This is a genomic window from Pedobacter endophyticus (assembly GCF_015679185.1).
GTDB lineage: Bacteria > Bacteroidota > Bacteroidia > Sphingobacteriales > Sphingobacteriaceae > Pedobacter > Pedobacter endophyticus.
On the sequence record NZ_CP064939.1, the window covers coordinates 258,226 to 271,755 of the forward strand.

Genomic DNA, 13,530 nt, shown 5'->3' on the forward strand with positions numbered 1-13,530 from the left:
TATTTAAAATTTCCTTGGGTTAGTATTAAGATGTAGTTAAGTCTTCAGAAAGGAAAGCATGTGCCTGGTCTTTCTCTGAAATTACCACAGGTTCAACGGGCCATTGAATGGCGAAGGCCGGATCGTCCCACCTAAAACATTGTTCAAAGCCCGGCGTGTAATATTGTGTTACCTGATAGGTTACATCCGTATTGTCTTCTAACGTAATAAAGCCATGAGCAAAACCTTCGGGCACGTACAGCATCCTGTAATTATCGGCCGTTAGCTCTACACCAATCCACTGTTTAAAGGTTGGCGAATCTTCTCTCATATCAACAATCACATCATAAATGGCTCCTCGCGTACAGCGAACCAGTTTGCTTTCGCCATAAGGAGCTTTTTGCATGTGCATGCCTCTCAGCGTGCCTTTTTTGCTGTTGTAGCTGATGTTGTTTTGTACAGCGTTGGTGTTTAGGCCGAATTCGGTAAACTCGTTGCTGCAATAAGAGCGGCCAAAAAATCCCCGTTCGTCTTCTATTCGCTTTACATCAATAATGTATGCGCCTTTAAGTTTTGTTTCTGTAAAGTTCATGATCGGGTTTAAAAAACTAGAATAGATTCGTTGGTTTTTTTGACTGATGGTCTGAATGTCCAATTCAACGTTTCATCCAAATGGCTTTTTTCCTGTAGCGAGTTTAATATTCTGAGCCTCATAAACGGCGAGTTATGGAAGTTGATGTTATCAAATTCCATAGCGATTAGGCCGTCGTACAATTCTTGAATGGTTTCGGCCAAATTGCAGATCGGTTGTGCATCTGGTGCCAGTTTTTCAAAAAGCTCGAAGTTTACCTTGTACGAGCGTTCATCGGGCGCTGCGTTTTTATTAATTTCTACCTGTACACCCTGGATAGCCAGCGATACGGCTTTTGCCAAATCAATTACCTGATAGTTCCACTTGCTGCTTCCGGCATTAACCGCTAAAAATTCGCCGCCGTTACTACTCGGACGGTTTATTGCCCAATTAATTGCACGGGCCATATCTTTGATGTGAATTAAAGGTCTCCATGGGCTACCATCGCTAAGAATCTTAATTTTTCCACTACTCACCGCACCTGCTACAAAATCGTTCAGTACCAAATCGAGCCTCAAGCGTGGGCTCATTCCGCAGGCTGTTGCAAAGCGTAGGCAGGTAATGTTAAAGTTTTCGGATGCCAGCGGCTCTAAATCACGCTCGGCATTCACCTTCGATTTTGCGTAAGCTGTTAAGGGATTAAGCTGCGATTGCTCAGTTTTTGCGGCGTCATCGGCCTTGCCGTACATGCTGCAGCTAGAGGCGAATACAAATGAACTTGCACCGGCCATTTTAGCCTGTTTGGCAATCTGTATCGCGGCTTTGTAATTGATATCGTAGGTTACACTCTCGTAACGGTTTCCCATTGCATCGTTAGAAATTGCGGCAAGGTAAATCACCTTATCTACGCCTGCCAACACGGTTGGGTCGAATGTTCTTACATCGCCGAATATTTGTTGATCTAACTGATTTTCGGGCAAAAACGATGGATGGGTTAGCGATGCTGCAAAGTAACCCATATCGTACCCGATGAGGTAGGCGTTAGGGTAAGCCTGGCGCAAATTGGCCGTAACTACCGGGCCAATGTAGCCCATATTTCCTGTTATAAGGATTTTCATGATTTTTGAGATTTATAGGTAAGCGTTAAATTGTTTAAACTTGTTCGGTTGGCACTTTCGCCGCATTGGCAATATTTTGCATAAGCGATTCTTCGTGCCACGGGGCCTGGCCTTTATGCCATAAATCCTCTAAAAAGGTCTTATCTCTTAAAGTATCCATAGGCTGCCAAAAGCCGGTGTGCCTGTATGCACTCAGTTGGCCTTCTCTGGCCAGCATTTCCATCGATTCTTTTTCCCAAACGGCGTCATCATCTTCGATGTAGTTAAATACTTCGGGCTCTAAAACGAAGAAACCACCGTTTATCCATGGCATTTCCGATCCGTCGGGTTTTTCCTGAAAAGAATTAACGAAGTTTTCGTTTTCGCCAAGGTTAAAAACGCCAAATCGGCCAGGTTGCTGTACCGCCGTAAGTGTAGCGTAAGATCCCGTTGCTTTATGCAGATTTATCGATTCGGTAATGTTTACATCGCTCAATCCGTCGCCGTACGTCATGCAAAAAGTTTCGTTGCCAACATATTTTTGCACCCTTTTCAGTCTTCCGCCCGTCATTGTGCTTAGGCCGGTATGTACCAGTGTTACTTTCCATGGTTCAGTTTCATTTTTATGAACTTCCATAGAATTATCTTGCATATTAAAGGTAACATCGGAGTTGTTGAGGCAGTAGTTAGCAAAATATTCCTTTATTACATGTCCTTTATAGCCGCAGCACACAATAAATTCGTTGATGCCATAGCATGAATATATTTTCATAATGTGCCAAAGGATGGGTCTGCCGCCAATTTCTACCATTGGTTTAGGCCGCACGCCACTTTCTTCGCTAATTCGGGTTCCTAACCCCCCTGCTAGTATAACTGCTTTCATAGTATTTGTTTTTATAGTTAGATTTTAGAGCGCAACAACGCTCAGTTAATTAATATTTTATCGATTTATTTTATATGGTGTGCTACACGCAAGCGTTTAACTGCGTTTAAAAAAAAGACATCTTCATCAAGGCTGTAAGCGTATTCCGGGATCGAACTTTGAAGCACAGGTGCTATTGAATTTATAATCGAAACCAATTGGTTTTTGTGGATGATTAAACAATAGCTTACTGTGCTTATCTACAGCAAATGTTTTGCTAACCTGAAAATGAATTGAGCGTTTTCTCATTACGGCTTAAAATTACAAGGTGTTTTTTCGTTTTGAAAGGCTTTCGGTTTTATGATGACCGTTTTGTAAACAAGTGTATAAAAGTGTAAACAATGCGTATATAAATTGAAAATTTGTTTCACCTTTATCGGGTAGAAATACTTGCAAATGCAACTTTATATGCGCTTTTGTTTATTGCTCACCGCTGCCGGCATTGCATCATCGAATCTTTCTTATCTAATTTTAATATATATTTGTACGCAATCCGGGGCAACCCAGGTTTGTTATTACATTCAATCGTTCCATCTTCTTATCCCTATGAAAAAACAAACGCTCTCGAGAACTTTCTACTTAAAAAGCCTTGTTTCTTCATATTTTTACGTCCTATTTATATGAATGTCAAGTTTTATCACAGATTTTTGAAAAGAAGTGATGCAAATTCAATTCCTCATCATTTTCTATTCGGCGCAGTAGATTTAGATCCTTACAATATAAACGTTTCATTTTGCGAGGATTCTTCGTTAGGTAACCGCATTTTACGCGGTATTAAAATTGCCTGTAAGATTATATTTTCGAAAGAACCTTACGATTTGCTCTACGCCTCATCGCCAAACGGTATTGAGCTGATTGTTTTATTAAAGTGTTTTGGTTTGTTCAGAAAACCCATTGTAGTTTGGCAACACCGTGCCCTTAAGCAACCTGCCAATTCTTTTTCCAAAGCATTACTCCGCTTTTATTATAGTGGCTTTAACAAAATGATTATGTTTAGCGACCTGCATGTACAAGAATCGCTTTCTTATGGCGTAATCGATAGCGAACGGGTTACCCAAATGCAATGGGGGCCCGATACGGCTTATTATGACAGGATAATTAAAAAAGCAGAAGAAACAAAACCCGAATCAAAATCTAATTACTTCTGTTCAACAGGAAGAGAAAACCGAGATTTTCCGACTTTGGTAAGTGCTTTTTCATCTTTGCCCGGAAGTAATTTAAGGATTTACACCACCAGACAGCATGGACGTATGCAAAACGAAAAAATTCTTTTGCAGGATGAAAAGGCTACACCCAATATACAGGTTACTATTGTAGAAAGCAGCCCTACGCTGAATACTTTCCTTTCTACCGAAATGTACAACGGAACCTGTGCGGTTATTAGCTGCCTGCAGTTTAATTATACCGTTGGTTTAACTTCGTTAACTGAGGCGATGGCGCTCGGTAAGGCCGTTATTGTATCCGATAATCCTTATTTTCCTATTGATGTTGCCAAAGAAGGCGTTGGGATTAAAGTTGGTTATAAAGATGTACAGGGCTGGATAAATGCGATTAAATATTTAACGGATCACCCAGAAATTGCCGCGGAAATGGGCCGTAAGGGAAGGCAGTTTATCGACGAAAAGTGCAACACTAAAATAATGGCGAAGCAACTGGCGGATTGTTTTTTTGAATTTACGGGGAAAGCTTAAAGCCCAAAGGCTAAAGCCCAAGTAAAAATTTGGTTAGCGCTATTTGCGAACTGCTAAGCCCTCCCTTCCGGGGAGGGTTGGGTGGGGCTTTAAAGTCTAAAGCCCAAGTAAAAAATTTGGTTAGCGCTATTTGCGATCTGCTAAGCCCTCCCTTCTGGGGAGGGTTGGGTGGGGCTTTAAAGGCTAGCCCAAACTAAAAAATTTGGCTAGCGCTATTTGCGAACTGCTAAGCCCTCCCTTCCGGGGAGGGTTGGGTGGGGCTTTAAAGGCTAAAGCCCAAACTAAAAAATTTGGCTAGCGCTATTTGCGATCTGCTAAGCCCTCCCTTCCGGGGAGGGTTGGGTCGGGCCCCCTCATTATCGCTGTAATAATAGTATTTAAGGGCTATTGTGGCGCCCTCCGTTAATAGATAATTTAGTGATGTTGATAATTGCGGCCGAAAACAGCATTCAAGTGGCCGATTAGTCAACTAGTCAACTAAATTATCCAAAAAATTAATGCGAATAGCGATTTTAGGTACGAGAGGGATACCAAGCAATTATGGTGGCTTTGAAAAAAGCGCCGAACAATTGGCTTTGGGCTTCGCCAGGCGAGGCCACGAGGTAATGGTGTACAACTCCCATAATCATGCTTATCAAAAAACTCACTGGAACGGCATCAAATTAATTCACATTCACGATCCGGAATACAAATTTGGTTCGTTGGGTCATTATCTGTACGATTATAACTGCATCAAAGACCTGCGTAATCATGATATTGATGTTGTTCTTCAACTCGGCTACACCACCAGCTCAATCTGGAATTGGATGGTGCCAAAAAAAACCGCCCTGATTACCAACCTCGATGGCCTCGAGTGGAAAAGAAAACGTTACAACCCCGTTGTACGAAAATTAATCAAACTTTCTGAGCGTTATACCGTAACTACATCAACCCACATCATTGCCGATTCTATCGGAATTCAGGATTACCTGCAAGGTGAATACGGAAAGGCAGCGCTATTTATTCCCTATGGTGCCGAGATGTTTTCAAACCCCACTGCACATTTTTTAAAGCCTTATGGCCTTACCGAAAATGGCTATAACATGTTTGTTGGGCGTATTGAAGAGGATAACAGCATTGAAGTGATACTCGATGGCGTAGTTAAATCCAAAAGCGAGATGCCCTTTTTGGTGGTGGGCAACCATTTGAGCAAGCTCGGCTCGAAGCTAAAACATAAATACCATGAGCATAAAAATATCTTGTTTCTTGGGAGTATTTACGACAACGAAAAGCTAAACAATCTGAGGTATTTCTCAAACCTTTACTTTCATGGCCACACCGTTGGCGGAACCAATCCCTTGCTTTTGGAGGCCATGGCAGCACAAAGTCTGATTGCGGCACACGATAACGATTTTAACAGACTGATATTGGAGGATGACGGTTTTTACTTTCGCTGTGCCGATGATGTTGCCGAACAAATAAGCCAAATAAAGCGTAGCTATCGGAGTCACGATACTTTTATAACCAACAACAGTAAAAAAATACTTCATACTTATAACTGGCAACGTATAGTGGATTTATATGAAGCTCATTTTATGAAAATAGTGAAGCAAGATCTTGCTTTTAATGCCCTTTAACCATCGTAGAAATCAATGCCGTTTAAATACTATAAATGAGGAACAAAAATAAGGAGCGAAAATCGACCGGGATTTTCCAAGATTGGGCCGATAACCCTGGGAATACGAAAGGAAGAATTGTTTTGGTATTTTATCGGCTTGCTGCTTTAATAAAAGGCAATCCGACATTATCGATTCTGTTTTTCTGGTATTTGCCAATTTATAAGTTTGTAATCGGCTGGTTTTTTAATATCGAAATTAACCCCGAGGTAAAAGCCGGCCGTGGGTTGAAGCTGGAGTATGGTTATGGATCTGTTATTAACGGCACTACCGTTTTTGGAGAAAACTGCACCTTAAGGCAATTGACTACAATTACCAGCAAAAAGCAAGACGACGGTAAGTTTGGCGCCTCTCCCAAAATTGGGAATAACGTAGATATTGGCGTTAACGTAACTATTATTGGCGATGTACACATTGGCAATAATGTTATCATTGGGGCGGGTGCGGTAATTACTAAAGACGTGGAAGAAAACTGCGTAATGGTAGGAAACCCGGCCAAGTTGTTGAAAAAGGTATATGGATTTCCGGATGTGAAAGAGCGGAGCTTGCTTTTAGGCGGGGCTTAATTTTATTGCTGTTATCATGAGGGTTAATTCAGTGTATAAAATCAATATGGAATGACGTTAAATGCTGAAAGAATCTTAAGCGTTCTGGTTAACCGCCTCGTCACCCTGAATTTTTCATAACAAGTTTATGTTTTTAATGGCATTCAAGAGGGCTGTGCCGTTTATTTCAGGGCCTTTATAGCATGACACCCGTTCCTGTTAAGCTTTGTAAAACAGTAGCTTGCAAAAAAAAAGTTAATGGTAGTACAACGCATGGCCAGATACATTCTACCGCTTGAACACATTTCCTTTCGGCCGTTCGTCATTCCCGCGCAGGCGGGAATCCTATTGCAAGGCACCAAATTTTTTGCGCATTAGGATCCCCAGTCAAGCTGAGGATGACGACCGTTCTTAGAAAACGCCATAAAATATGTTGTTATTTTGATTATTTCAGCTTGTAAAACGATGTTTCAAAGATGCGTCCACACGTTAGGACTTCTCGGGGAAGCAATCTCATTTCGTAAATCAGATTGCTTCAGCTTGCACAAACCCGGCCTCGCAATAACGATTCGGTGAAAACCTGTAATCCCAGCTCCTTTGTTCTTTTAAAACTTGATCTCTACCAAATTAATTCACCCAATAATGCCATTTAAATAGCATTCAGCCACGTTTCCAAACTTTATAGCCCTATGGGGCTATTGTTTTCAATGTCACAAAACATCAACTTCGTAGAAGTAATTAGTCATACACTAACGGTCAAATTTATTTATCCCATATTCTAATGAACAAACATTATTTTCTTATTCTCGTAACTTTGGTAGTACTGTTGAGCTCTTGTGGTTCATATAAAAATATCCCTTACTATCAAGATCTTGAAAGAAGTAAACAGACTACCGAAACGGTAGCAAACTTTTCTCCGCTAACCATTAGCCCTAACGATATATTGGCCATTAAGGTAAGTTCTAGAACGCCAGAATCATCGGCAATTTTTAGTTACGAGCCAAACAACAACCAGGATGCCATTCCGGGTTATCAGGTAGATGCGAATGGAAATGTTCATTTACCAGTTATCGGAACGATAAAAGCGGCAGGCTTTACTACAACGCAACTGCAAGAATCGATGAATAAGTCGTTACTTACCTATTACAAAGACCCGGTTGTAAATGTGCGCATTTTAAACTTTAAGGTGAGTGTTTATGGCGATGTTGAGCGCCCCAATGTATACACTTTGCAAAACGAACGAACTACCATTACACAAGCGTTGAGTTTGGCGGGCGATTTAAATATTACTGCGATGCGTAAAACCATCATCCTGGTTAGGGAAGAGGGGGGGCAGCGCAAATTCATCCCGATTGACCTTACTTCGAAAAAGATTTTCGAATCGCCTTACTACTACATCAGAAATAACGATGAGATTTATGTTCAACCAGATCGTACCAAGTATGCAACGGTAGATCGCGGTTACAGAACGGCTACGTTAGTGCTCTCTGGCCTTTCAATCATCGCTATTGTTCTATCCAACATCTACAGGTAAACTATGAATACACAACAAGCACAATTTACAACTTATATAATTGGCGAAACCAAAGGTAAAAACGACGATTGGAAAGTAACCGTCAAAAAGTATCTTTTCCATTGGCCGTTGTTTTTAATCGCACTCATTTTTACACTTTCGGTTGCTTTCGTTTACATGAAAAGGTTTAAACCTGTTTACGAAATCAAGGCCACCATGATTATCAAAGACAATTCGAAAACGCCTGAGGCAAAATCGAACGTACTGGATGAGATTGGTTTAACGGGTTCATCTGAATTGATCGAAAATGAGATGAAAGTATTAAAATCGAGGCAGTTGATTAGCAAAATTGTCGACGATTTTCAACTTTGGACTACTTACTATCGCAAAGACGGTTTGTTTACAGAAACTGATGGACTGAATGCAAGGGATGTTTATACCGATAGTCCGGTTAAGTTTGTTTTGCTAAAGCGTACGGGCGATCTGGAAAACCAGGGAGTGAAAATTAAAGTTATCGACGATAAATCTTTCACCCTCGTACTTGGGGGCGGTAAGTCGAAGCAGTTGTTGTTTGCCGACAGCTATAGCGATAAGTTTGGGACGTGGAAGCTGGTACCGAACAAAAACATTCTTGATGCAAAGGGCAAAACAGTTTATATCGGCATTACGGAGCCAGCGATCAGAACCTTGGAAGTTCAACAATCTATCGAAGTGAGCCTGTCGAGCAAGCTCGGTACCTCGATTGATCTGGCAGTGTCTGACGTAAATGAGAAAAGGGGTAAAGACATTCTAAATGCGGTAATTGCCAATTATTACGAAACATCGACTACAGAAAAAAATCGGGAGTTAAAGCAGACCTTAGAATTTTTGGACCAAAGACTGGCTTCGTTAACGGGAGAACTTTCGACAGCGGAACGCGGTATTGAGGGCTTTAGAACGAGTAAGGGATTAACGGACATTAGTTCGCAAACAAAAATCAGCCTAGAGAATTTACAGGCGAACGATTCGAAACTTAACGAGGTAAATTTGCAGTTGAGCGTAATCAATGGTATCGATCAGTATGTAAACTCGTCGCAAAATATGGGCAAGATTCCTTCAACCATCGGAATCGACGATCCATCTTTATTGAGCTCCATTGAGAAGCTGAGCAACCTGCAACTGGATCACGACAGATTGGCGGCGAATATGCCAGAAACAAACCCTGAGTTTGAGCCCATTAACAGGCAAATCAGAACCACAAAAAGCAGCATCAGAGAAAGTGTTAAAAACATAAAAAACAACCTGCAAAACTCAAGAAACAAATTGCAGGCTTATAATAATCGGTTTGAGGCGTCTATCAGAGACATTCCTTCTGAGGAGCGTCAATTTGTAAACATTAAGAGACAGCAATCGAGCAAGGAAAACACATACACTTACCTGCTTCAAAAAAGGGAAGAAGTAGCGGTTAAATATGCTTCTAATTTATCGAACAACCGAATAGTTGACGATGCTTATGCAGAAACACCGAAAGACCCGAAAGCCCTTGTTTATTTTGTTTCGATTTTTATGGGCCTGGCCCTGCCAATCAGCCTGGTTTACGGCAGAGGCGCACTTTCGGATAAGATTATTGATGCCGACGATATTACTAACGCTGTAGATATTCCCATCGTGGGCGAGTTGCCTTATGATAAAAAAACAAGTCATATCGCCATAAAAGATAACAGCTTAAATGCGATAAGTGAGCAGCTCAGGGCTTTAAGAATTAAGCTTTATTACCTGCACGATAAGAAAGAAACGGGACGCGTAACGCTGGTAACTTCAAGCATATCCAAAGAGGGAAAAAGTTTTGTAAGTGTAAACATCAGCTCGGCACTGGCCATGGCGTTTAAAAAAACAATTATCCTCGAACTGGATATGCGGAAGCCAAAGGTTGCCCAGTATTTTGGCGTCACCGATCAGCATAAGGGCATGAGCGAATATTTGTTGGGTAAGGCAACGCTTCCGGAAATTATCAGAAACTCTGGTGCTAACGCTAATCTCGATATTATTTCCTGCGGTCAATTAGTCGATAATCCATCTGAGCTTTTAGAGCAAAAACGCCTTGCTCAGCTTATCGATACGTTGAAAGAGCAGTATGATGATATCGTAATCGATAGTCCTCCGGCGCATTTGGTGCCCGATGCTATTCTGCTTTCGCGGTTGTGCGGCGTAACCTTATACATTGTTAGGCAGGGGTATACTGAAAAAAGCGAAATGAAGTTTTTAAAACAACTGCAGGACCAAGACCACATGAAAAACATCAACATTGTTTTCAACTCTATTGAGCGTGTAAAATATGGTTATGGTTACAAATACGACGAGTCTTATTATACCAACACCAAGGCCGGCTTTTTACAGCCTATTTTTAGCGATTTCAGAAGTCGGTTTTAGCCACTGGCGCAAATTATATTTTTAACATTTAAAATGAAAACTGTTATACTGGAACCATTGGGGGGCCTTGCCAATAGAATTAGAGCGGTAGAGTCGGCGTACAATTTTTCCATAGCAAATAATTCGAAACTAATTGTTGTTTGGGAGCAAAACGGCTGGCTAAATGCCACCTATGAAGACTGTTTTGAAAGCTTGCCCAACGTTGAGGTTATTAATCTCAATTACAACGGCACCTCGGTGGCCAGTAAGGTAAAAAGGCGCCTATTGGATGGTTACAAATATTATTTAAAGAAACGCTACACATCGTCGGCAATTGGCGATGCGCAAATTGAGGAACTTTTCGATAAGCTGGGCGCTAACCCGCAAGCCATTAAGGCAAGTGTAGACAGCGCAGTTAATGGTAAAGGGATTTATATCAAATGCTGTTACGAGTTTTACCCGAACTTAAATAACCTTAACCTTAGCATCAAGCATTCGATAAGGGCATTTGCGAGCGACTTTTTGAAAAAAAATCAGTGTGATATAGGCATTCACATCCGAAGAACCGATCATGTGGAGGCCATAAGCAATTCGCCGCTGCATTTATTTAAGGATCAGATTTCGAATGCCCTGGCGCAATGGCCCGATTACAAATTTTATCTTTCTACCGATTCTGCCGAGGTGGCGCAAGAGTTGCAAACGCAGTTTAAAGATAAGCTGGTAACCGGCGTTTCCGATCGGAGAAGAGATTCGACAGAGGGGATCAGATCGGCATTGCTGGATTTGTATTGTTTGGGCAGTTGCAAAGAAATTTGGGGTTCGGATAAAAGTAGCTTTTCCGACCGTGCCGCCCGAATGAATAAAATTCCGTTAAAGATCATCTCATTGCAAACCAGTAGCTAATTTTAAATGGCAACCGATATTATCGTAAAAAAAATACAAGGCTTTAAGGTGTTTGCAAAAGAACAAGATCTTTTTAGCAAGCTCAAGTCAACTGGCCTGTACCTTTTGGTGCCTTTAATAAATTTTAGTGTATCTATTTTTACTTCGCCGATTTTTGCGCGTTACTTAACGGCACAAGAGTTTGGTTATTTGGGTTATTTTACCTCGTTGGCCACCTTTATCTCTTGTTTTTACGGCCTGCTGTTCCAAACCTATTACATGTCGGTTTATTTTAGAGAGAACGAACAAGAAAGGAGAGAGGTGCTTTCTACCTTAACCTTGTTTAACGTACTGTGGAACCTGGTTTTCTTTCCGCTTTCGTACGTTGGCCTCTATTTTTATTTTAAACTCACCCATTCAGAAATTCCGTTTTATCCATTTGCGTTATTTTGCCTTGGCGGTGGGGTTTTGGGTACTTACAAAGGGTTTATTCAGGTTAATTACAGGTTATCTAACAAGCCAATTGCCTTTGTGCTGCTCGTTTCGGGCTACAGGGTATTATCAACACTGGCTTCGCTGTATTTTGTGGCTTATGCCAAAATGGGATTGCAGGGTCGGTTGTTGGGCGCTTTCATTGTTGAGGTATTGTTTTTAATATTTTCGATGTATTTAATACTCAAGGGCACAAGTTTAAAAATCCATTGGTCGGTATTAAAAAAGGCGTACAAAATCATTCTGCCCTTGTTTCCTGCATCGTTTTTATTGTTACCACTCGGCAATTTCGATAACATTGTGTTAGAACGCCTCAATCAAAGTGCCGAAATGGGGTTGTACAACATTGGTAAGGGCATTGCCAGTTACGTTTATATTGCCTTGTTTCCTTTTTATCAAACTTTTGAGCCAAATATTTACAAAAATGTGGTTCAGGGTAACTTCCGATCGCTTAAAGTAACCGGTGGTGCCTTAATTGCCCTCATTATCGTTAGCGTAATCGGTTTTTGGATTGTTTCGCCCTACATTATCGATTACCTTACCGCCGGAAAATACTTGGCTGCAGTGCATTATGCCAATATTTTGGCGCTAACCAGTGGGCTGATGATTATTTTCTCGTTTTTCGATGCCATTATCAATGCGCTGCAAGAAACCAAGAAACATTTGTATATCAATTCCATTATCGCGGTTATTTGTGTGGCAACCTATTCTGTTTTTGGTCTTTACTTTAAACAGGTTGGGGTGGCCGTTGCAACAATTATCACTTATTGCCTGCTCATTCTGTTACAAGCCACCTTTGTGGTTCGGAAAATAAAAATTCTTTCAAGCGCTCACATTTAAATTATCAATATGTCAACCTCAAAGGCAGCAGTATTATTAATCACATTTAACAGGCCCGATACAACGAAAGTTGTGCTTGAAGCCATTGCTAAATACGAGCCTGAGCGATTATATGTTTTTTCTGATGGTCCTCGCGAGCACAATTTCGACGAAGACTCGAAAAACATTGCCATCACCCGGGCGCTATTTGAAAAGCTGAACTGGGGCGGCGAGCTCATTACCCGATTTATGGAACAAAACCAGGGTTGCGGTTTGGGCGTATCGGGTGCCATTAACTGGGCCTTTGAAACAGAAGAGCAACTGATTATTCTTGAAGATGACTGCGTTCCATCGATGTCGTTTTTTAACTTTTGCAACAACCTTTTACATAAATACCAAAATGATAGCCGCGTAATGCACATTACCGGAACCCGTTGGAACGATGAATTTAACGTTGATGAAGAAAGTTATTTCTTTAGTAAATACGCACACATTTGGGGCTGGGCAACGTGGAAAAGGGCCTGGGAAAAGTACGATTTCCTAATGGAAGACTGGAATGATTTTCGCCGTTCGAAAATACTGAACCATGTGCTCGATAACTATTTCCCTTTGGTTAAACGTTGGGACTTTATGTTCAACAGCATTTATGAGCTAAAACGCAAACATACCTGGGATTACCAGTGGCAATACGCCGTTTTTAAAAATAATGGCCTTTGTGCTACGCCGGTGCAAAATTTGGTTACAAACATTGGCGATGTTGGCGTGCACTTTAGCGAAACTACAAAAGCGCACCACCGAAACAGAGGCGAGCTGAACGAAAACCTCGTTCACCCAAGGTATTTTCACCCTCATTATCGTTTTGACAAATATCACGGAAAATCGTTCTTTCTTGAGGGGAGAAGCGTTTTTCGCTTAACGTACGACCAAACCATCGGCAGAATAAAATATGTTTACCAAAACAATCAGTCAAGCTAAT

The 13,530-nt window shown here is 41.2% G+C and carries 12 protein-coding genes; 8 read left to right on the forward strand and 4 right to left on the reverse strand.

What is annotated here, in order from left to right; all coding sequences use genetic code 11:
- Nucleotides 1-25: 25 nt before the first annotated feature.
- The 4 genes from rfbC to IZT61_RS01160 form a co-directional block, all read right to left on the reverse strand.
- Complete coding sequence (rfbC, locus tag IZT61_RS01145; protein ID WP_196099381.1) at nucleotides 26-571, reverse strand: dTDP-4-dehydrorhamnose 3,5-epimerase; 546 nt, start codon at nucleotides 569-571, stop codon at nucleotides 26-28.
- A gap of 8 nt (nucleotides 572-579) precedes the next feature.
- On the reverse strand, nucleotides 580-1,668 hold the full coding sequence (locus IZT61_RS01150; protein WP_196099382.1) for an NAD-dependent epimerase/dehydratase family protein: 1,089 nt from the start codon (nucleotides 1,666-1,668) through the stop codon (nucleotides 580-582).
- Nucleotides 1,669-1,702: 34 nt separating this feature from the next.
- On the reverse strand, nucleotides 1,703-2,530 hold the full coding sequence (rfbF, locus tag IZT61_RS01155; protein WP_196099383.1) for a glucose-1-phosphate cytidylyltransferase: 828 nt from the start codon (nucleotides 2,528-2,530) through the stop codon (nucleotides 1,703-1,705).
- A 126-nt stretch (nucleotides 2,531-2,656) separates the two neighbouring features.
- Nucleotides 2,657-2,818 carry a hypothetical protein gene (locus IZT61_RS01160; protein ID WP_196099384.1) on the reverse strand — a complete coding sequence of 54 codons (162 nt, stop codon included), beginning with the start codon at nucleotides 2,816-2,818 and terminating at the stop codon, nucleotides 2,657-2,659.
- Between the two features lie 398 nt (nucleotides 2,819-3,216).
- Between IZT61_RS01160 and IZT61_RS01165 the strand changes: the two genes are divergently transcribed.
- From IZT61_RS01165 to IZT61_RS01200, 8 genes are all read left to right on the forward strand, one after another.
- Nucleotides 3,217-4,260 (forward strand): glycosyltransferase, encoded by a 1,044-nt coding sequence (locus IZT61_RS01165; RefSeq protein WP_196099385.1) that lies wholly within the window; start codon nucleotides 3,217-3,219, stop codon nucleotides 4,258-4,260.
- Nucleotides 4,261-4,757: 497 nt separating this feature from the next.
- Nucleotides 4,758-5,876, forward strand: a complete 1,119-nt coding sequence (locus IZT61_RS01170; protein WP_196099386.1) for a DUF1972 domain-containing protein — start codon at nucleotides 4,758-4,760, stop codon at nucleotides 5,874-5,876.
- Between the two features lie 35 nt (nucleotides 5,877-5,911).
- The gene (locus IZT61_RS01175; RefSeq protein WP_196099387.1) at nucleotides 5,912-6,481 is read left to right on the forward strand and encodes a serine O-acetyltransferase; all 570 of its coding nucleotides are present in this window, start codon (nucleotides 5,912-5,914) and stop codon (nucleotides 6,479-6,481) included.
- A gap of 760 nt (nucleotides 6,482-7,241) precedes the next feature.
- Complete coding sequence (locus IZT61_RS01180; protein WP_196099388.1) at nucleotides 7,242-7,994, forward strand: polysaccharide biosynthesis/export family protein; 753 nt, start codon at nucleotides 7,242-7,244, stop codon at nucleotides 7,992-7,994.
- 3 nt (nucleotides 7,995-7,997) lie between these two features.
- Nucleotides 7,998-10,382: a GumC family protein gene (locus IZT61_RS01185; RefSeq protein ID WP_196099389.1), complete on the forward strand. Its 2,385-nt coding sequence runs from the start codon at nucleotides 7,998-8,000 to the stop codon at nucleotides 10,380-10,382.
- A 33-nt stretch (nucleotides 10,383-10,415) separates the two neighbouring features.
- Complete coding sequence (locus IZT61_RS01190) at nucleotides 10,416-11,264, forward strand: O-fucosyltransferase family protein (RefSeq protein ID WP_196099390.1); 849 nt, start codon at nucleotides 10,416-10,418, stop codon at nucleotides 11,262-11,264.
- Nucleotides 11,265-11,270: 6 nt separating this feature from the next.
- A complete protein-coding gene (locus IZT61_RS01195) occupies nucleotides 11,271-12,575 on the forward strand; it encodes a lipopolysaccharide biosynthesis protein (protein WP_196099391.1) in 1,305 nt (434 codons plus the stop codon).
- 9 nt (nucleotides 12,576-12,584) lie between these two features.
- Complete coding sequence (locus IZT61_RS01200; protein ID WP_196099392.1) at nucleotides 12,585-13,529, forward strand: glycosyltransferase family 2 protein; 945 nt, start codon at nucleotides 12,585-12,587, stop codon at nucleotides 13,527-13,529.
- Nucleotide 13,530 lies beyond the last annotated feature (1 nt).